20 protein-coding genes are annotated in these 18,600 nt (G+C 68.0%); 11 read left to right on the forward strand and 9 right to left on the reverse strand.

Annotated elements, in window-relative coordinates; genetic code table 11:
• Positions 1-28: 28 nt before the first annotated feature.
• The 3 genes from EG799_RS03565 (at position 29) to EG799_RS03575 (ending at position 1,208) form a co-directional block, all read left to right on the forward strand.
• Complete coding sequence (locus tag EG799_RS03565) at positions 29-379, forward strand: hypothetical protein (RefSeq protein WP_123878613.1); 351 nt, start codon at positions 29-31, stop codon at positions 377-379.
• Positions 380-409: 30 nt separating this feature from the next.
• Positions 410-820, forward strand: coding sequence for a DUF4168 domain-containing protein (locus EG799_RS03570; RefSeq protein ID WP_123878615.1), 411 nt, complete (start codon positions 410-412; stop codon positions 818-820).
• A gap of 139 nt (positions 821-959) precedes the next feature.
• Entirely contained in the window at positions 960-1,208 is a 249-nt protein-coding gene (locus EG799_RS03575; protein ID WP_123878617.1) for a hypothetical protein, read from the forward strand.
• Between the two features lie 3 nt (positions 1,209-1,211).
• Here EG799_RS03575 and EG799_RS03580 read toward each other — a convergent pair whose 3' ends face one another.
• The 3 genes from EG799_RS03580 to EG799_RS03590 are packed head-to-tail and all read right to left on the reverse strand — an operon-like array spanning position 1,212 to position 4,080.
• Positions 1,212-1,901, reverse strand: a complete 690-nt coding sequence (locus EG799_RS03580) for a DsbA family oxidoreductase (RefSeq protein ID WP_123878619.1) — start codon at positions 1,899-1,901, stop codon at positions 1,212-1,214.
• Positions 1,898-2,731: an NAD(+) diphosphatase gene (gene nudC, locus EG799_RS03585; protein WP_123878621.1), complete on the reverse strand. Its 834-nt coding sequence runs from the start codon at positions 2,729-2,731 to the stop codon at positions 1,898-1,900. The genes EG799_RS03580 and nudC overlap by 4 nt, the downstream gene beginning before the upstream one ends.
• 23 nt (positions 2,732-2,754) lie before the next feature.
• Positions 2,755-4,080, reverse strand: a complete 1,326-nt coding sequence (locus EG799_RS03590) for a serine hydrolase domain-containing protein (RefSeq protein ID WP_123878623.1) — start codon at positions 4,078-4,080, stop codon at positions 2,755-2,757.
• 103 nt (positions 4,081-4,183) lie between these two features.
• On the opposite strand from EG799_RS03590, the gene EG799_RS03595 reads away from it, so the two are divergent.
• Positions 4,184-4,405 carry a hypothetical protein gene (locus EG799_RS03595; RefSeq protein WP_123878625.1) on the forward strand — a complete coding sequence of 74 codons (222 nt, stop codon included), beginning with the start codon at positions 4,184-4,186 and terminating at the stop codon, positions 4,403-4,405.
• Here the strand turns inward: EG799_RS03595 and EG799_RS03600 are convergent.
• Positions 4,402-5,439, reverse strand: a complete 1,038-nt coding sequence (locus EG799_RS03600; RefSeq protein WP_123878627.1) for an A/G-specific adenine glycosylase — start codon at positions 5,437-5,439, stop codon at positions 4,402-4,404. The genes EG799_RS03595 and EG799_RS03600 overlap by 4 nt on opposite strands.
• A gap of 29 nt (positions 5,440-5,468) precedes the next feature.
• Between EG799_RS03600 and EG799_RS03605 the strand changes: the two genes are divergently transcribed.
• From EG799_RS03605 to EG799_RS03625, 5 genes are all read left to right on the forward strand, one after another.
• A complete protein-coding gene (locus EG799_RS03605) occupies positions 5,469-6,032 on the forward strand; it encodes a DUF721 domain-containing protein (RefSeq protein ID WP_123878629.1) in 564 nt (187 codons plus the stop codon).
• Complete coding sequence (locus tag EG799_RS03610; RefSeq protein WP_123878631.1) at positions 6,029-6,739, forward strand: DsbA family protein; 711 nt, start codon at positions 6,029-6,031, stop codon at positions 6,737-6,739. The genes EG799_RS03605 and EG799_RS03610 overlap by 4 nt, the downstream gene beginning before the upstream one ends.
• Positions 6,740-6,894: 155 nt before the next feature.
• Positions 6,895-7,671 (forward strand): thioredoxin domain-containing protein, encoded by a 777-nt coding sequence (locus EG799_RS03615; protein WP_234028997.1) that lies wholly within the window; start codon positions 6,895-6,897, stop codon positions 7,669-7,671.
• 18 nt (positions 7,672-7,689) lie between these two features.
• Positions 7,690-11,115 carry an AAA family ATPase gene (locus tag EG799_RS03620; protein WP_123878633.1) on the forward strand — a complete coding sequence of 1,142 codons (3,426 nt, stop codon included), beginning with the start codon at positions 7,690-7,692 and terminating at the stop codon, positions 11,113-11,115.
• Positions 11,116-11,194: 79 nt separating this feature from the next.
• Positions 11,195-11,683, forward strand: coding sequence for a hypothetical protein (locus EG799_RS03625; RefSeq protein WP_123878635.1), 489 nt, complete (start codon positions 11,195-11,197; stop codon positions 11,681-11,683).
• Positions 11,684-11,692: 9 nt separating this feature from the next.
• On the opposite strand, the gene soxR is transcribed toward EG799_RS03625, so the two are convergent.
• Positions 11,693-12,133, reverse strand: a complete 441-nt coding sequence (gene soxR, locus EG799_RS03630) for a redox-sensitive transcriptional activator SoxR (protein ID WP_123878636.1) — start codon at positions 12,131-12,133, stop codon at positions 11,693-11,695.
• 135 nt (positions 12,134-12,268) lie between these two features.
• Here soxR and EG799_RS03635 point away from each other — a divergent pair, with 135 nt between their 5' ends.
• Positions 12,269-12,658, forward strand: a complete 390-nt coding sequence (locus tag EG799_RS03635; RefSeq protein WP_123878638.1) for a VOC family protein — start codon at positions 12,269-12,271, stop codon at positions 12,656-12,658.
• A 10-nt stretch (positions 12,659-12,668) separates the two neighbouring features.
• On the opposite strand, the gene EG799_RS03640 is transcribed toward EG799_RS03635, so the two are convergent.
• Together EG799_RS03640 and EG799_RS03645 are read right to left on the reverse strand one after the other, a co-directional pair.
• A complete protein-coding gene (locus tag EG799_RS03640; protein ID WP_123878640.1) occupies positions 12,669-14,054 on the reverse strand; it encodes a glutamate--cysteine ligase in 1,386 nt (461 codons plus the stop codon).
• Between the two features lie 63 nt (positions 14,055-14,117).
• The gene (locus tag EG799_RS03645) at positions 14,118-14,864 is read right to left on the reverse strand and encodes a 16S rRNA (uracil(1498)-N(3))-methyltransferase (RefSeq protein WP_123878642.1); all 747 of its coding nucleotides are present in this window, start codon (positions 14,862-14,864) and stop codon (positions 14,118-14,120) included.
• Between the two features lie 39 nt (positions 14,865-14,903).
• Here EG799_RS03645 and ubiA point away from each other — a divergent pair, with 39 nt between their 5' ends.
• Positions 14,904-15,830 (forward strand): 4-hydroxybenzoate octaprenyltransferase, encoded by a 927-nt coding sequence (gene ubiA, locus EG799_RS03650; protein ID WP_123878644.1) that lies wholly within the window; start codon positions 14,904-14,906, stop codon positions 15,828-15,830.
• 3 nt (positions 15,831-15,833) lie between these two features.
• On the opposite strand, the gene EG799_RS03655 is transcribed toward ubiA, so the two are convergent.
• Entirely contained in the window at positions 15,834-17,192 is a 1,359-nt protein-coding gene (locus EG799_RS03655) for a methyltransferase family protein (RefSeq protein ID WP_234028998.1), read from the reverse strand.
• Positions 17,193-17,244: 52 nt separating this feature from the next.
• Positions 17,245-18,594: a PQQ-like beta-propeller repeat protein gene (locus tag EG799_RS03660; RefSeq protein ID WP_123878646.1), complete on the reverse strand. Its 1,350-nt coding sequence runs from the start codon at positions 18,592-18,594 to the stop codon at positions 17,245-17,247.
• Positions 18,595-18,600: the final 6 nt, after the last annotated feature.

Here is an 18,600-nt window from a genome sequence, read left to right on the forward strand (position 1 = left end):
AAACGGCGCCCACGAAAGGCTTGAATACATGAAGACATTTGCCGCCATTGCCCTCGCCGCCGTCGCGCCGCTCGCGCTTGCCGCCCCGGTCGCCGCGCAGGAAACCCCCGCTCAGGCGCCGCCCGCGGCCGATCCGTCCAGCGTGACCGACGCGGAGATCGCGAAGTTCGTCACCGTCGTCATGCAGGGCAAGGCGATGGAGAACGATACGACGATGACCGACCAGCAGAAGCAGGCGGCGATGATTCAGGTCATCCAGGATGCCGGTTTCGAACTTGCCCGGTTCAGCGCCGTGGCCCAGGCGATCAACGCCAGTCCCGAATTGCAGCAGCGCGCGCAGGCGGAGCTTGTCAACCAGCTCGGCCAGGCGCAAGGCTGACGCCCGCACTCTATTCGGAAAGGTCGCGCGATGAAGGCTTTGCTTGCTACTTCGTGTCTTGCTCTCGGCACGCTGGCGCTGTCGCCGGCGGCCCGGGCGCAGGATTCGTCCACCACCGCCCCCGTTGAAGAAGACGGTTCCGGCGCGGGTATGTCCGGTCTCGACGCACAGCTTGCACCCTCTCCGGTGGATCCGGCGAGCGTCTCCGACGAGGAGGTGGCGACCTTCGTGACCATCGCGATGGACATGCAGAACCTGGAGATCGACGATTCGCTGCCCGACGACGAGAAGATTGCGATAGTCATGAACGCGATCGGCGGCAAGGGTATGGACCCGCAGCGGTTCATGTCGCTGGCGCAGGCGATCGGGCAGCAGCCCGAACTGCAACAGCGTGTGCAGGCCGAGATCATGGCCCGCGCCGGAGCGACGCAGGCCGAGTGACCCCTCGCTGATTCGAGAAACAGGACAGAGGCGCGCCTCGCCGACATGCGGCGGGGCGCGTTTTCGCATGCGCGTCGCCCGGCTGCGCGATGGAACGGGCGCCGGTCTGTCCCGTTGATTTCGCAAAGGAGAAAGACACATGCCCGAACGCCAGAGCCGCCATCCGGACAACGACCTGATCGATTCGATGAGCGAAACCGCAACCCCTTCGCAGCAGAGCCGCTCGGGCGGCCAGGTTCCCAAGGACGTGGGCACCCGCGGCGAAGCCAATCGTGCGACCGACCCCGACAACCGGGAGCCGGAGGTCGGGAGCGACAATCCCGCGCAGGATGCGAAGAAGGGACCGAAAACCCGCGAGGCGATCCAGAACTCGCGTGACGACGCCTGATCGTCAGCAGGTAGTGTCGCCGGTTTCCAGATCGACGACCTGCCGCAACGCCTCGGCATAGGCGGCGGGCGCCTGCGCGCCCTGCACCACATATTTGCCATTGACGATGAAGGTCGGAACGGCGGTGATCCCGCTGTTCCGGCCTTTTTCCTCTTCCGCGCGGACGGTGGCGGCGAGCGTCTCGTCCTCCAGCGCCGCAGCGGCTTCGGTCCGCTCGATCCCGGCATCCTGCGCGATGTCGAGCAGCACGCTCGTGTCCGCCACATCGAGGCGCTGCTGAAAGTGCGCCGCGAACAGCGCCTCGGCCAGCCGCGTCTGCGCGTCCGGTCCGCCGGTCCGGAGCGCATGACGCAAAAGGCAGTGCGCGGCGAAGCTGTTGCGCATCATCGGTTCGGGCGCCTCGCCCTTCCCCGCATAGTCCATCGGGAAGCCCAGTTGCCTCGCGACTTCGGCGATCTCGCCACGCATCCGCTCAAGATCGTCCGGCCCGCGCCCGTAAACCTCGCGCACGTGATCGGCCTGCGACCAGCCCTGCGGCGGGGTATCCGGGTTGAGTTCGAACGGCATCCAGCGGATCGTCGGTTCGATAGCCAGGTCGCCCTGCTCGATGCCACGGATCAACGCACGGTAGCCGATGACGCACCAGGGGCACATGACGTCGGACCAGATATCGATGATGACGGGCGTTTTCACGAATGCGTCTCCAGCCAGCGGCGTAGCAGGGAATGGGCGATGGCGATGCGCGGCGGGGGGACGAAGCCGGTCGCGTCCTGTCCGCGCTCCACCGCCTCGGCGACCTCGGCCCGGGTAAACCAGCGCGCGTCCTCCAGTTCGGTGGTGTCGATCGTCAGTTCGCGGCTGTCCGCAAGGGCATGACATCCCAGCATCAATTGCGAGGGGAACGGCCAGGGCTGGCTGGCGACGTAGCTGACGTCGCGAACGGCGATGCCCGCTTCCTCCATCACTTCGCGCGCAACGGCTTCCTCCAGGCTCTCACCCGGCTCCACGAAGCCGGCGAGCGCGGAATAGCTGCGCGGCGGAAACCGCTCCTGTCGTCCCAGCAGCAGCGCACCATCTTGCTCCACCAGCATTATCGCGACCGGATCGGTGCGGGGAAAGTGCATCGCTCCGCAGCGTTCGCAATCGCGTTCCCACCCGCCCTTGGCAAGACGGGTCGCGCCGCCGCAATTGGCGCAGAAACCATGACGGGCGTGCCAGTCTACCAGGGCGCGCGCGCCGCCGAACAGCGCAAGCTCGGCAGGCGAAAGGTGCCCCATCGCCTGCCGTCCGGCCCAGCGGTCCTGCTCGGCGAGATCAGGCAGCGCGACGAACAGCGGCGCCCCGTTTTCGAGACCCAGGAAGGCGAGATCGCCGCCCTCCCCACCCATCGGATCGCGCCGCAACCGGCCGTCCGCGCCCAGCAGCGGGGCGAGGCCATCCATCGCAAGCACGCGCGCGTCGCTTCTCGCGGCGTAACGGGCGAGCGCCTCCGGACTGGCGCGCGCGTGATCGTCCCGGTCCATACCGGCCGCGGTGAAGGGAATGTTCAAGACTGCAAGAGCCGGGCCGCGTCGCGGGCGACGGCCTGCGGAAATTCGCTCTGCGTCGGGTAGGCTTCCGCGGGCATGTACTGCGTCATCAGATTGTGTCGCAGCGCGCGGCGCATGTTGACGAGGCCGCTCGTTCCCGCCGCGCCGAACCAGCCGTACAGCCCTTCCGCGTCGCCCTTGCCGACGAGGCCGCCGGCACCGAAGCCGAAGGTCAGCCCGTTGCTCGTAAAGCCGCCATTGGTCGCGAGCGTATCAGGGAACAGGTCGCGCGTGCCCATGCGCACCGCCGCCTCGCTCATCACGCGGCGCCCGTCGATTTCCCCGTAACCCGCCAGCATTCTGAGGAAGCGGTCGTAATCCGAAGGGGAGGAGACCAGCCCCGCCCCGCCCGCGGGAAAGGCCGGCTCGTCGAGGAAGACCGAATTGCGGGGCATGTCGAGCGGGATGGGAAAGCCGCCCATGAGGAAGTAATTGCCCGTCAGCCGCCCCGCCTCGCCACGCGGCACGCGGAACCAGGTGCTTGTCATGCCCGCCGGATCGAAGATGCGCTGCCGCAGGAAGGCGTCGAAGTCCTGGCCGGAGACGACCTCGATCACCCGGCCCATCACGTCGAGCGCGACCGAATAGCTCCATCTGGTGCCGGGCTGGTAGACGAGCGGCATCTCCGCGACGCCTTGCGCGAAATCGGCGAGGCTGTCGGTCGGGGTGCCGCCCATGATCGCCTGTGCCAGTTCCAGCCGGCTTACCTGCCCCGGCACCAGCCCGCGACGGCTATAAGCCTCGCGGATGGGTCCGCTCTGGATGATACCGTAGGCAAGGCCGGCGGTGTGCGTCAGCAGGTGGCGGATGGTGATGGGGCGCCGTGCCGGTTCCAGATTATCCGCCGTGATCGGCCCGTCATAGCGCTTCTGCACGCGCATCGTGCGAAAGGCGGGGATGATCTCGTACAGGGGCTGGTCGAGCGCCATCAACCCGTCGTCGATGCACATCATCGCCGCCATGCCGGTGATCGGCTTGGTCATCGAATAGATGCGGAACAGGCTGTCCGGGCCGACCGGATCGTCTCCGGCAAAGGTCTTCGTCCCGCGCGCGATCGTGTCCGCGCGCGCCTGCCCGAAACCCATCGTCGCGACCATGCCCGACACGCGGCGGTTGTCGACATAGGCACCAACCATGCGCGCCACCGCCGGCCAGCGCCCCGAAGCGTCCTGCGCCAGCGCGGCGCCGGCCAGCGGCAATCCGGCAATCGCGCCCGCCCCCAGCAGCGCGCCGCCCCGGATGAGCGAACGGCGGGACAAGGCGTGGGAAATGGCGGAGGTCATAACGTTCTCGTCTGATTTCGTTTCATTCTGCGACTTAACCGGCGCGCAAAGGGTGAACAAGGCGCGGCTTGCACGCTTGCCGTGTCTTACCTAACGCATACACATGCTGAACGTCCTCTCGATCCTCACCGGGCTGCTGTCGCTGATCATCGTCATCCCGTCGCAGATTCCGTTTCTTGGCATCGGCAACTGGCTGGCGCTGCCGGTCATCGCCGTCGGCATCGTCCTGGGTCAGCTGTCGAGCAAGCGCAGCGGACGCAATTTCAACCTCGTGATCCTGGCCATTGCGGTGATCCGGCTGCTGCTGGGCGGAGGGGTGTTCTAGACACCCTCGCGCATCGCCAGCACGAGCTGCGCCGCCCTGGCGAACAGGGTGGGCAGTCCGGCCTCTTCCAGTTGCCCGACCGGCCACCATTCGCCCTCGCCCGTGGGAACCCCGTCCCCGGCATGGATCGCCACCCCGAGTTCGAGATCGAAATGGGTGAAACCGTGACGCACGACGCCGCCCGCCTTCCAGGCGCCGGCGACCGGGGGGTCGTCTTCCCCGTCGCGCCGGGCGCTCCAGCCATCGTCGGGCAGGGCGCGCATTCCGCCGAGCATTCCGCGCCCCGCCCGGCGCACCAGCCACACCGCGCCGTCGCGCTCGATCCAGAAGGCAGTTCCGCTGCGGCGCGGCTTCGCCTTCTTCGCCGGCTTGACCGGAAGGCGCAGTGGATCGCCTTCCGCTCGCCCGCGACACAGGGCCGAGAGCGGACACAGCAGGCACCGCGCATCGCGCGCGGTGCAGATCGTTGCGCCCAGATCCATCATGCCTTGCGCGAAATCGCCGGCCCGCTCCGCCGGCGTGATCGCATCGGTTGCCTCGCGGATTGCCTTGCGCGCGCCGGGTAGCGGATCCTCGATGGCGAACAGCCGGGCCACCACACGCTCGACATTCGCATCGACCACCACCGCCCGCCGATCGAAAGCGATGGCGGCGACCGCTGCGGCGGTATAGGCACCAAGCCCCGGCAATTCGCGCAATTCGCGCTCGGTATCGGGAAAGCCGCCGCGCTCCGCCACGGCCCGCGCCGCCTTCACCAGATTGCGAGCACGCGAATAATACCCCAGCCCCGCCCATTCGGCCATGATGTCCGCCTCGTCCGCCGCCGCCAGCGCCTCGACCGTTGGCCAGCGCAGGGTGAACTTCGCGAAATACGGGGCGACCGCCGCCGTCGTGGTCTGTTGCAGCATGACTTCCGACAACCATACGCGGTAGGGATCGGGGCGTTCCCCGATACCGGGCGGGGTGCGCCAGGGCAGGTCGCGGGCATGGCGCGCATACCAGTCGAGAAGCAGCGGAGCGACCCTATCCTCCATGCCCGCGCTATGGCATGGGCGGCGACGACATGGAACGCGACGATGCAGCGAAACCGGGGAAGACGCGCGCCGCCACCGGAAAGGGCGCGAAAGGCAGGGCGAGACCCTACGAACGCCCGCGCGGCGGACCTGCGCGCCCCGTGGCGGACCTGGTCCCGCAAATCGGGCGCGCGGCCTTTCGCCGCTTCGGATTCGTGCAGTCGAGCGTCGTCACCCGCTGGCCGGAAATCGTGGGCGCGCGCCATGCCCGCGTTTGCGCGCCCGAAAGCATCCGCTTTCCGCCGGGCGAGAAGAGCGACGGCATTCTCCAGCTTGTCGTGCTACCCGCCCACGCGCCGCTGATCCAGCACGTCATTCCCGAGATAATCGAGCGGGTGAACCGATTCTTCGGCTACAAGGCGGTGGCGAAGGTCAAGATGCGGCAAGGCGCGGTTAAGGCCGATCCTGCTGTGGCGAAGCGCGAGGCGCCGCCTTCGCTCAAGCCGATTCCGATGGAATTGGGGGAAAGCCTGCGCGATATCGGGGACCCGGAATTGCGCGCCGTGCTGCAATCGCTGGCGCAGTCGATCGCGTCGAAAGAGGACAAGCAATGATGAAGCGGATCGTCACCGCCGCACTGATGGCAGCCGCGCCCTTCGCGGCCGGCCCCGCAGCGGCGCAGAACTGGAATGCCGAGTACGAGACGACGGCCAAGGGATACCGTGTCGGCAATCCCGAAGCGCCCATCGAACTGATCGAATTCAACAGCTATACCTGCCCGCACTGTGCCGCCTTCGCCCGCGAATCGGAGGCGGGGCTGCGGTACCTGCTGATCCATGAAGGGCGCGCCAATATCGAGGTGCGCCAGCAGGTTCACCACGTCATCGACGTTGCCGCCATCCTGCTTGCCGAGTGTGGCCCGGACGACAGGTTCTTCGACAATCACCGGGCGCTGCTCCTCTCCCAGGACGAATGGATGGGCAAGGCACGCGCCGCCACGCAGGCGCAGAGGAACCGCTGGTATTCCGGCCCGATCGCCTCGCGGATGAAGGCGATTGCGGCCGATCTCGATCTCGACGAACTGATGGAGAGGCGGGGGTATTCCGCCAGCGAGATCGATCAGTGCCTGTCGGACAGCGCGCGGGCGCAGGCGATCGTGGACGAATCGGCGGCGAACGCGGCCGAATACGGCGTGCAGGGAACGCCCAGCTTCGTCCTGAACGGCAAGCTGCTCGACGGGGTGTATGGCTGGCCGGCGCTGGAAAACGCGCTCGGTTCACCGATGCCATTCAGCGCCGAGCTCTCCGCCGTCGGCGACTGAACCCGCCGATCCCTTTGCAAAAGGGGAAAAGCCTGTGCAAAAGCGCCGTTTCCCGGCCCCCGGCGCTTCCCAAACGCCTGCCCCGGCGGTCTAATCGACCGGCACGGCAGGTTCGGGCGCCGGGGCCCGTCAGACTGCAACGGAACACGAGTGACATGATGAATACGCGCCGCATCCTTACCGCCGCCCTCGCCGCCCCGCTCGTGCTGGCCCTCGCCGCCTGCGCGGACGACGCCGCCACCGCCGACGCGGTTTCGGGCGATCCCGTCGCCGCCGTACCGGCCCCGGCGGGCCAGGCATGGACCGATACCGTCTCGCGGACTGAGGAAGGCGGCTGGCTGGTCGGCAACCCCGATGCGCCGATCAAGCTGGTCGAATACGGTTCGCTGACCTGCCCGGGCTGCGCCGCCTTCAGCGCCGAGGGATCCACGCCCCTGATGCAGGACTACGTGGACACCGGCCGGGTCAGCTACGAACTGCGCAGCTTCCTCATCCACGGCGTTCCCGATCTGGTGCTCACCCGGATGCTCGAATGCGCGGACCCGACCGCCGCCGTTCCGCTGGCCGACCAGATCTGGGCGAAGCTGCATGACGAGCGCGCCTATGTCTTCCAGACCGACAACCAGGCGGCGCTGGAACAGGCGAACAGCCTGCCGCCCGAACGCCGCCTGCCCGCCCTGGCCGAGGTTTCGGGTACGCTGGACTGGTTCGCGGCCCGCGGCATCAGCCGGGACCAGGCGCAGGCCTGCCTCAGCGATACCGCCGCTGCCGACCGGCTGGCGGAGGTGACGCAGAACGCCGCCGACGCGCAGAACGTGGGCGGGACGCCGACCTTCTTCCTCAACGGGCGAGAGCTGGAGACCACCCCCGGCACCAGCACCTGGACGCAGGTGGAGGCCGCCCTGCAACGCGCCGGCGCGCGGGATAGCTGAGGCGGCGGCGGGCCGGCGATGGAGATCCGCAAGCTTAGGCTGAGCGGCTTCAAGAGCTTCGTCGAACCCGCCGATCTGCGCATCGAACCCGGCCTGACGGGCGTCGTCGGGCCGAACGGGTGCGGCAAGTCCAACCTGCTCGAGGCGATCCGCTGGGTGATGGCGGAAAACTCGCCCAAGTCCTTGCGCTCGGGCGGGATGGAAGACGTGATCTTCGCCGGCACCGCCAATCGGCCGCCGCGCGACTTCGCCGAGGTCGTGCTGCATGCGGTCGATGACGAGGGCGAACCGCTCGACGTTACCCGCCGGATAGAACGCGGCGCGGGCAGCGCCTACCGGGTCAATGGGCGCGACGTGCGGGCGAAGGACGTCTCGCTGATCTTCGCCGACGCGGCGACCGGCGCGCATTCGCCCGCGCTGGTCAGCCAGGGCAAGATCGCGCAGGTGATCGCCGCCAAACCCGCCGAACGGCGCATGATGCTGGAAGAGGCGGCGGGTATTGCGGGCCTCCACGTTCGCCGCCGCGACGCGGAGAGCAAGCTTCGCCAGACGGAAGCGAACCTCGCGCGCCTGGAAGACCTGATGGCGGGCCTCGACAGCCAGATGGCCTCGCTGCGGCGGCAGGCCCGGCAGGCGGAGCGCTACACCGCCCTGTCCGATCAGATCCGCGTGGCCGAAGCACGGCTGCTCTACGCCCGTTGGCGCGATGCCGCGGCTGCGGCGGAAGCGGCGCGGGCCGAGGCGAAGGCGGCGGATACCGAAGTGGCCGCGGCGCAGGACAAGGCCAAGGAAGCGCAGCGCGCCCAGCATGCCCTGGCGCAAGATCTCGCGCAGTTGCGCGACGACCTGGCGGACCGACGGGACGATGCCAGCGCGCACGGGCACCGCATGGCCGCGCTCGCCAGCCAGCTCGAGGCGGCGGAGGAGCGGCTTGCCGATCTCGACCGGCAGAAGGCCCGGCTGGAGGAGGACAAGGTCGATGCCGACCGGATGACGCGCGACGCCGCCGATGCCCTCGCCGCGCTCGAGCGCTCGCTCGCCGAGGGAGCGAAGGCGCTGGAGGCCGACGAGGACGCGCGGCCCGGGATCGCGGCGCAGGTCGAGGCGGCCGAACGTGCCGGTCGCGCGGCGGAGCTGGCGCTGGCCCGCGCGACGGCGGACAATGCCGGCGTCGAGGCCGAGTGGCGCGTGGCCGAAGCCGAAATCGCGCAGGCCCGGATGCGGCTCGACCGGCTGGAGGGCGAGGCCCGCCGTATCGCCGGGCAGCGCGAAGCCCTGCTGGGTGAAACCGATCCGGACGAGGATGTGACGATAGCCGTGGGGGCGGTGCAGGAGGCCGGTGCTCGCCTCGCCGCCCTGCGTGGGCAACTCGAAAGCGAACGCGCACGCCGGCAAGACCTCGCCGCCGCCCGCGACGAGGCCGCGTCCGCGCTATCCGCCGCGCGCGCCGAACTGGCGGGTGTCGAACGCGAATTCCAGGCGCTCGACCGCGACCGACAGGCGCGCGCGAAACAGCAGGCGGGACGCGGTGGCCGGTCGCAGGCGCTCGATTCCGTCGCCGCCCGGCCCGGGTACGAGCGCGCTCTCGCCGCAGTGCTGGGGCGCGATGCGAAGGCTGTGCTCGGCTCGCCTGAGGATGCGGAAGACGGCCGCTTCTGGACCGGCGCGCCGCCACCCTCTCCCGTCGCCGATACCCTGGCCGATCACCTGCGCGACGCGCCCCCGCAACTCGCCGCCCGGCTGGCGCTGGTGCATGTCGCGGATGTCGATGACGGGCGCAGCCTCGCACCCGGCGAATGGCTGGTGACGACCGACGGGCTGCTGCGCCGCTGGGACGGTTTCGTCGCGCGCGGCGAGGGGGCGGCGGAGGCGGCCCGGCTGGAACGCGACAACCGCCTGGTCGAACTGGAGAAGGCCTTGCCGACCTTGCGCTCGGCCGCAGAGCAGGCGGCAGGAGAGCAGGAAGCAGCGCAGAACGCTCTTTCGGACTCGCAGCGCGATCTGGTCGCGCGCGAGCGGGCAGTGAACGAGGCGGCGGAGGCCGAACGGCAGGCGCTGCGCACGCTCGATCAGGCGGAAGCGCGGCGCGACCGGCTGGCGACGCGGCGCGAGGAACTGGATCTTGCCGAAGCCGATCTCGCCACCCGGCGCGCGACTGCCACGGAGGAATTGGCAACGGCGGAAGCGAGGCGCGGCGAGCTACCCGATCCCGAAGCTGGCCGGGCCGCGCTGGAAACCGCCAGGAACAGGAACGAGGCCATGCGCGAGGCGGTTCAGTCCGCCGCCGCTACGCTCGCCGCGCATGATCAGGCACTCGCCGTCGCGCGCGAACGGGTGGCGACGCAACGCGCGGACATCAAGGGGTGGCAAGGCCGCGCCGGGGACGCCGCCCGGCGCCTTGCGGGAATGTCCGCCCGCTTCGAGGAGATCGCCGGGGAACGCGCCGTCATTGCCGCCAGGCCTGCTGGCCTGATGCGCGAGATCGAAGACGGCGAAGCGACCCGCGCGCGCCTGGGCGACGAACTGGCGAAGGCCGAAACCGCCGTTGCGCAGGCGAGCGTGCTGGCGCGCGAAGCGGACGAGGCGCTCGCGGAGCTCAACGAAGCACTTTCCACCGCCCGGGAGCGCCGCGCCGCGCTGGCGACGCGAGCGGAAAACGAGGAAACCCGGCGCGAGGAAATGGCCCGCATATCGGGCGAACGCTTCCGGACCCCGCCCTCAATGCTGCCCGGCACCTTCGGCTTCGAAGAAGGGGCGGTGCGCAATGCCGGCCTCGAGAGCGAGGAAATGGACCGGCTTGTCGCCAGCCGGGAACGGATCGGGCCGGTCAACCTGGTCGCCGCGGACGAACTGGCCAGGATCGAGGAGGAACACGGTGCCAGCGCCGCCGAGCAGGCCGAACTGGCCGAGGCGGTCAGTCGGTTGCGCGGGTCCATCGGCAATCTCAACCGCGAGGGCCGCGAACGGCTGCGCGCCGCATTCGAGGAGGTGAACGATCATTTCCGGCGCCTTTTTGCGCGGCTGTTCGACGGGGGGCAGGCGCATCTGGCACTGGTCGATTCGGACGATCCCCTGGAGGCCGGCCTCGAAATCTTCGCACAACCTCCCGGCAAGCGGCTGCAATCGCTCAGCCTGCTTTCGGGAGGCGAACAGGCGCTAACCGCTACGGCACTTATCTTCGGGTTGTTTCTTACCAATCCGGCACCAATCTGCGTGCTGGACGAAGTCGATGCACCGCTGGACGATGCCAATATCGAACGCTTCTGCGATCTGCTCGACGCGATGAACCGCGATACGAAGACGCGCTATCTGATCGTCACGCACAACGCCGTCACGATGAGCCGGATGCACCGGCTGTTCGGTGTCACGATGGTGGAGCGCGGCGTGTCCCGCCTCGTCAGCGTCGACCTGGGCGGGGCGGAGGAATTGCTCGCAGCCGAGTAGCCGTCTTGCTCGGCGGAATATTCGTTAATCTTGATCAAGTCGCCGGACCCGGTTCCCGGGCATGTGCGTATGACGCGTGATGCCGAAAAAGACACCGATTGCCATATTCGTTCTGACTTGCCTGATCGGATGGGGGGCGCGCACTGCCATCGGATCGATCTACGGCGCTGCCGAAGCCGCCGACCTGCTGAAGGCGCTCGCCAACGCGGGTCTCTATCTCGGTTCGGCGACGGCGACCGCCTCGGCGACCACGCTGGCGCTGATGCTTACGCTGATCGGCATGCTGCCCAAGCTCGACGCGGATTTCGACACCGTCACGTACCGATGCGTCGACGTCATCGCCAAGCTCGCCACCTGTTCGCTGATGATCAGCCTGCTGGTGCTGCTTGCCTTCGTCATGCCGGTGGGCAAGTTCGAGAAGCTGCCGACCGACTGGTACTCCACGCTCTACAACGGGCTGTTCGCCGCCAGCGTGCTGGTCATCGCCCTCCTGGCGACAACGGTCAGCGTCACCTACCTGACCCTGCGCCGGGTGGTTAAACGGGTCACCCCGGGGCGGGAGGTCTAGAGGCGCGCCCTAGTCGAGCACCGCGCGCGGGCCCGGTCCTTTGAGGCCGAGCCGGTCATCCTTGTTGTAGAGCTGACATTTCTGAAGGCTGAGGCAACCGCAGCCGATGCACTGATCGAGCTGGTTGCGTGTGCGGTTCAGAAGCGTGATGCGTTCGTCGATCCGTGCGCGCATGGCGCGGCTGATCTTCTGCCAGTCCGCCAGCGTCGGATTGCGTCTTTCCGGCAGGTCGGCAAGCTTCTCCTCGATCTCGGCGAGACCCAGACCCAGCTTCTGCGCGATGAGAATGAAACTGACCCGCCGGATGTCGCCGCGCAGGTAGCGACGCTGATTGCCGCTGGTGCGGATCGGCTGAAGCAACCCTTTTTCCTCGTAGAACCGGAGGGCGGAGACGGCAACGCCGGTACGACGCGAAAGATCACCGATCGAGATGAAGCTGGCCAGGGCCATCCATGCTGTCCGCTTTTCACGTATGCTTGACCTCAACTTAGCTTGAGGTTGCACCATGGGCAAACGATGATTCGCGCCGGCACCTGGAGGGCGGGTGAATCATCTTTCGAAGCAACGATTTGGAAGGACCAGCTGATGACTGATCCCACCGGGCCGCGGGGCCGTATCGAACATGTGAACCTGACCGTGAGCGACCTCGACCGGTCGATCGCGCTGTTCGAACGCCTCCTCGGATGGCGCTTGCGCCTGCGCGATGCCCACGGCGTACGCGGTGAATTCGCGCATGTCGGAACTCATGACGACTACCTGGCGCTGTGGTCGGACGGGGCGGACCATTCGGGACAGCGCAAGGGCCGTCCGATGAACCATGTCGGCCTGCAGGTCGACGATCTCGACGCTGCGGAACGCGTGGTGCGCGATGCCGGCCTTCGGCCCTTCGGACAGGGCCGCTACGCGCCCGGCCCGCGCACATTCTACTTCCTCGACTGGGACGGGATCGAGTTCGAGGTGGTCAGCTATGCCTGACCCGAACCGGTCAGAAGCTTTCTTCGTAAATGCGTGAAATGTCGCCGTTCCACGGTCCGTGATACTTATCGAGCAGGCGCTGGGCCGGCACCTTGCCGCTTTCCACGATCTCCATCAGCGGTTCGAGGAAGCCGCTTTCATTGTCGCCCATGGTGTTGCGACGGTCGCGCGCGACGAGCCCGCGATGAGCGATGTCGAGAACGTGCCGGGCCAGATCGCGCAGGGTTCCCCCGCGCGGGAGCGGTGCGTCGAGCGCCTGTGCGGGTACGGCATTGCGCAGGTGTTCGCGCTCTTCCATGCTCCATCCCTTGACGAGATCCCACGCGGCATCGAGCGCGCCATCGTCGTAGAGCAGGCCCACCCAGAACGCCGGCAACGCGCAGATGCGGTTCCACGGCCCGCCATCGGCACCGCGCATTTCCAGGAAGCTCTTGAGCCGGACCTCGGGAAAGGCGGTGGATAGGTGGTCGACCCAGTCGCTGGGGGTGGGCAGCTCGCCTGGCAGCGCCGGCAGCTCACCTTTCAGGAAATCGCGGAAACTCTGCCCGGCGGCATCGATGTACTTGCCGTCGCGGAAGACGAAATACATCGGCACGTCGAGCATGTAGTCGACATAGCGTTCGTAGCCGAAATCACCGTCGAACACGAACGGCAACATGCCGGTGCGTTGCGGGTCGGTGTCGGACCAGATATGGCTGCGGTAGGAGAGGAAGCCGTTGGGCTTGCCCTCGGTGAACGGCGAATTGGCGAACAGGGCCGTGGCAAGCGGTTGCAGGGCGAGGCCGGTGCGAAACTTCTTCGCCATATCCGCCTCTGACGAGTAGTCCAGATTAACCTGAATGGTACAGGTGCGCAGCATCATGTCGAGGCCCAGCGTACCGACGCGCGGCATGTGGTTCATCATGATGGCATAGCGCTGCTTCGGCATGACGGGCAGATCGCACCGCGCCTTGTCCGGCCACATGCCGAGACCGAGAAAGCCGATGTCCCATTCGCGCCCGATGCTCTTCACCTGTTCGAGGTGGCGCCCCGTCTCGGCGCAGGTCTGGTGAAGGTTTTCCAGCGGCGCGCCCGACAGTTCGAGCTGCCCGGCGGGTTCCAGGCTGATCGTGCCGTCCTGCCCGGTCATGGCGATGACATCGGGCGTGCCGTCGGGGCCATCCTCTATCACCGGCTCCCAGCCGAATTGCTGCATCGACAGCAGAATGTCACGGATCCCCCCCTCCTCGCGGTAGGATGGGGCGTGGTGATCCTCGCTGCGATAGACGAGCTTTTCGTGTTCGGTCCCGATGCGCCATGCCTCGCGCGGCTTTGCCCCGTCGGCCATCGGCGCAACCAATTGCTCGCGGCTTTCTATCCGCGGCTCTTCCCTTTCGCTTGCCTTGCGCGTGCTCATGGAGCCCGCGCATAGCGCATCGGTTTCATTCCGCCACCCGCAATCTTCATGGCCTGGCGCCGGTCAGGTCCAGTCGCCGGCGGCGCCCATCCAGAGCGAAACCGCGGCGATGGCGGCGGTTTCGGCGCGCAGGATCCGCGGACCGAGCGCAATGCCGCGCGATTGCGGCAAAGCGAGGATGGCCTCGCGTTCCTCGGGCGCGAAACCGCCTTCGGGACCGATCAGGATAGCCGCGGGGCCAGATATGTCGGCAAACGCCCGCGCGGCGGGCGCACCGCCGGTCTCGTCGCAGACGAACAGCGTACGATCCGCCGGCCAGCGGCCCAGCAAGGCGGCCAGCTTCTGCGTCGCGCCGAGTTTCGGCAGGGCGCTGCGCTCGCATTGTTCCGCCGCCTCGATCATCCGCTTGCGCAGACGGTCCTCGTTGACGCGGGCGTGCTGGCACCGCTGCGTGACGACCGGCAGCAGGCGCCGAACGCCCAGTTCGGACGCCTTTTCCGCGACCAGCGCGAAATTGTCCTTGTGAACGGGCGCGGCGCACAGCCACAGATCGGGCACCTGTTCGCGCCCGGCCAGCTTCTCTTCGACCTCCAGCGTGCAGCGCGCCCCGCCCGCCTGGACGATTCGCGCCACGTAATCGCCGGTCGCATCGTCGAACACCCGGACCGGATCGCCCTCCTGCCGCCGCATGACCGTGGTGAGGTAGCGGGTCTGCGCCTTGTCGAGTTCGATCCGCGCACCGGGCGCCAACCGATCCTCGATGAACAGGCGCGGCGTGGAGCGCGGGGGCCAGGCGGGGGTGGCGGGCATGGCTAGGCACTTGGGGGCATCGCCGCTAACAGGCAAGCCATGCCGCCCGAAACCGCCGGAAACGAGACAGTCACGCCCGACAGCCAGCATCGCAGCCTGGCCGGGCGCCTGCCGCAGCCGTTTCGCGATTTCGCGCTGCTGGCGCGGTTCGACCGGCCGATCGGCTGGTGGCTCTTGTTCTGGCCATGCGCGTGGGGCGTGTGGCTGACGGGTGCGGGTCTGCAACACGCGCTCGTCCTCTGGTTGCTCCTGGGCGCAGTGGCCATGCGCGGGGCGGGCTGCGTCTACAACGACATCGTCGATGCCGAGCTGGACCGGAAGGTGGCACGCACCGCAAGCCGTCCGGTGGCAAGCGGCCGTGTGAGCAGAAAGGCCGCCTGGCTGTGGCTTTTCGCCCTCAGCCTCGTCGGCCTGGTCGTCCTGTTCCAGCTACGCTGGCAGGCGCAGGTCGTTGCCCTGGCGAGCCTCGCCTTGGTCGCGGCCTACCCCTACATGAAGCGCATAACCTGGTGGCCGCAGGCGTGGCTCGGCCTCGTTTTCACCTGGGGAGCGCTGACCGGGTGGACCACGCTGAGGGCGGACCGGTGGGACGTGGTCGGCGCGCTCTACGCCGGGGCGTTCTTCTGGTGCGTGGGATACGACACCATCTACGCCATGCAGGACCGGGAGGACGATGCGCTGGTCGGTATCCGATCGAGCGCGCTGCGACTGGGCGGACGGGTCAGGGCCGGCGTGGCGCTGTTCTACACCGCGTCGGTGCTGTTGTGGGCGCTGGCCTTCTGGCTGCTGCGCAGGGACGCGCTCGCGCTTCTCGCCATCCTGCCGGCGGCCGGGCACCTGTTCTGGCAGGTGGCGACGCTGGACGGCAGCGATCCGGCCAATCCGCTGCACCGCTTCCGCTCCAACCGCTTTGCCGGAGCGCTGGTTGCAGCCGCGTGCTTTGTCGTCGGCAATGCGGCGGCGTGAAAGCTACTCCGCCGGTTCGGTCTGCCAGGCGCGGCGCGGCGCCGCGCGCGAGAAAAGGCGAGCGAGACGCGCCGTCACTACGCCGTTTTCTTGCATCCAGTCGTAATAGGCGCGATACTTGCCGTCCTCGAAGAGCAGGTGCGCCTCTTCCGTCCGGGCGCGCCAGTAGTAAATCCCGCTTACAAGCGCGAGGAACACCGTGTTGCGTACCGCGTCCGTGACGGACCCGCTCGTCACCAGGAAGGGCATGGCGCTCAGCCACCAGAACAGGTTCTTCGACAGATAGGCAGGATGGCGCGAGTAACGGTAGGGACCGTTGGTGACGACCCCGCGGTAGGTGAGATTGGAAAAGCGGATGCCGAAGGCCACCGTCGCCCAGGCGTAGATAGCGGTCAGCCCCGCCAGCAGGGCAGCCCAAAGCCACAGCAGCGCGGTATGGCCGCCGAGCCAGTAGGCCCAGTCGGCGGTGTTGTATTCGTACTGGATCGCCCCGCCCTGTCCCATCAGGCCATAGACGAAGGGCGGATAGCACATCAGCGCCGCCAGCCAGCCGCCGAGGAAGGGATTGCCCGAGCGGATATGCGCGTCGAGCGGGCGCATGGTGAGAAGGTAGCCGACCGTGCCGATCTGCACGTCGATCACGAATAGGAGGGCGAACAGCGTTCCCCCCACGCGCACCGGGTCGCCGGCGATGGACACCAGGTCGGCCTCCACCACGGTCGCGAAACCGGGCGGCAGGATGGAGACCATGAAAGCGGTGAAAAACCCCTTGATCGCCCAGGCGCGCCAGTGCTTCTTCACCCGGGCGCCGTCCCAGCCGCCGCGCCCCAGCAGCATGGCACCGAAATGCCACGCCGCATCGCGCGGCTCGCGCATGACGCGGTCGATCCAGACGACATAGGGCACGCTCAGCACGAACAGCGGCACCGCCGCCGCACCAATCACCTGCATGGCGAACAGATACGGGCCGTCCCAGTACCAGCGGGCGATGGCGTAGAAGGCGCCGATCGCCGCCCAGGTCGCCCACAGGCCGGCAATCTTGGTGGTCGATATGCCCAGCGTATCGGACAGCGGTGCCCGCCGGTTCCAGTCGAGGCCGGTGGAGGGGTTGCGATGGACCTTTTCGACGAGAACCGACCAGGCGGCCATTGCCAGCCCGGCAAGGATCATCGCCAGCAGGGCGGAATTGGGCCCCGATAGCCGGCCACGCGTTTCCATATAGCCAAAGGCGGCGGCGATGTCGGGCCAGCTTCGGGCGAACAGGATCCAGGAGAGCAGCGTAGCGAGGCCGACCAGGCCGACCGTCGCACTGACATCGCTGGCCGGTGGCCCCGATTCGGCAGGATCGCGCGCGCTTGTCACGCACGTGCCCTAACCCCCGGGGGTTAAGACCGCGGTAACGCCCGCGCCCGTCTCAGCGCCAGGCGGTGATGTTGCCGCCGTCGTCGAGGATGTAGAGCGTGCCGTTCGCCACGACAGGGGGCAGCGAGACGCCGTCGTCAAGTTCGGCGAAGTCGGCGACGTCGCCGGTCATCACGTCGACCGATTTCACCGCTCCGCGGCTGCTGGCGATCCACAACCGGTTGCTGGCCAGCACCGGTCCTGTCCAGAAGACGAGCCCCGTCTTCTTGTCCTCGTTGCGCCATTGCTGGAGCTGCGTCATCCAGCGGATGCGTCCGGTATTGCGCTGAATGGCGAGGATGCGCGCGTCGTCGGTCAGGGTGAAGACCCATTCACCGACCACGGTGGGCGTGGAGATGCCAGCCAGCGTCAGTTCCCAGATTCGCTGTCCGGTCAGCAATTCGTAAGCCGCCATGCGACCGCCCTGGCCGAGCGCATAGACGCGGCCATTGTCGATGATCGGATCGGCATCGACGTCCGTCAGCGTTCCGACCTGAGTCGATATGGAGGTCCGCGCCAGCGCGTCGGACCACAATTCGCGGCCGTTCTCGTAACGGTAGGCAACCAGTTCGCCGCTCGAATAGCCGGCGATCACGGTGCCCTGGCCGGCGGCAGGCGCGGCGACGCCGAAGACGCCGGACTGCCCCGACGCGGCGGCCTTCTGCCAGACGATGCCGCCATCCTCGGCCGAAAGGGCGAAGATCTGGTTGTCCTGCGTCATCACGAACACGTCGTTGAAGGCGACGGTGGGCGCGCCGCGCAGCGGACCGGCGGGCTTGACGCGCCAGATTTCCGCACCGCTACCGGCATCGAGCGCGACCACGTCGCCCACGCCGTTGGTGACGTAGACGCGCCCGTCCGAATAGCTCGCCCCGCCGCCGAACGTGGCATCGCGCAAGTCGCCCGATACCTCGATCCGGTGCTGCCATAACCGCGCGCCGGTGGCTGCATCGAAGGCATGAACGACAGCGGCGGTATCGACGACGAACAGCTTGCCGTCGGCCACGACGGGCGCGGCGGCGAGGCGGCGGGTCTTCGTCGTCCCCTCGATCCGCGCGCTCCAGGCGCGAGCGGGTGTCGCCGACAAGGTGAGGTGCCCGGCGACCTTGGCCGCGTTGCCACCGGCCTGCGGCCAGGCGGCGTTCGTTTCCGGCGTCGGGAGCACCACCGCCACGTCCGCCAGGGCCGGGTCGGCGACGATTTCGGTCGCGATGCGCGACAGGATCGGTTCGCGTTCGCCCAGCGTGGGCGTCGATTCCTTGCCGCCCCCGCCGCCGAAGATACCCCCACTGCATGCGCCCAGCGCAAGGGCCGGCATTGCGGCGGCGAGAAGGATGCGGGGAAAGCGTGTGATTTTCGTCATGGGTCC

Source organism: Aurantiacibacter spongiae, from assembly GCF_003815535.1.
In the GTDB taxonomy this organism is placed as follows: domain Bacteria; phylum Pseudomonadota; class Alphaproteobacteria; order Sphingomonadales; family Sphingomonadaceae; genus Alteraurantiacibacter; species Alteraurantiacibacter spongiae.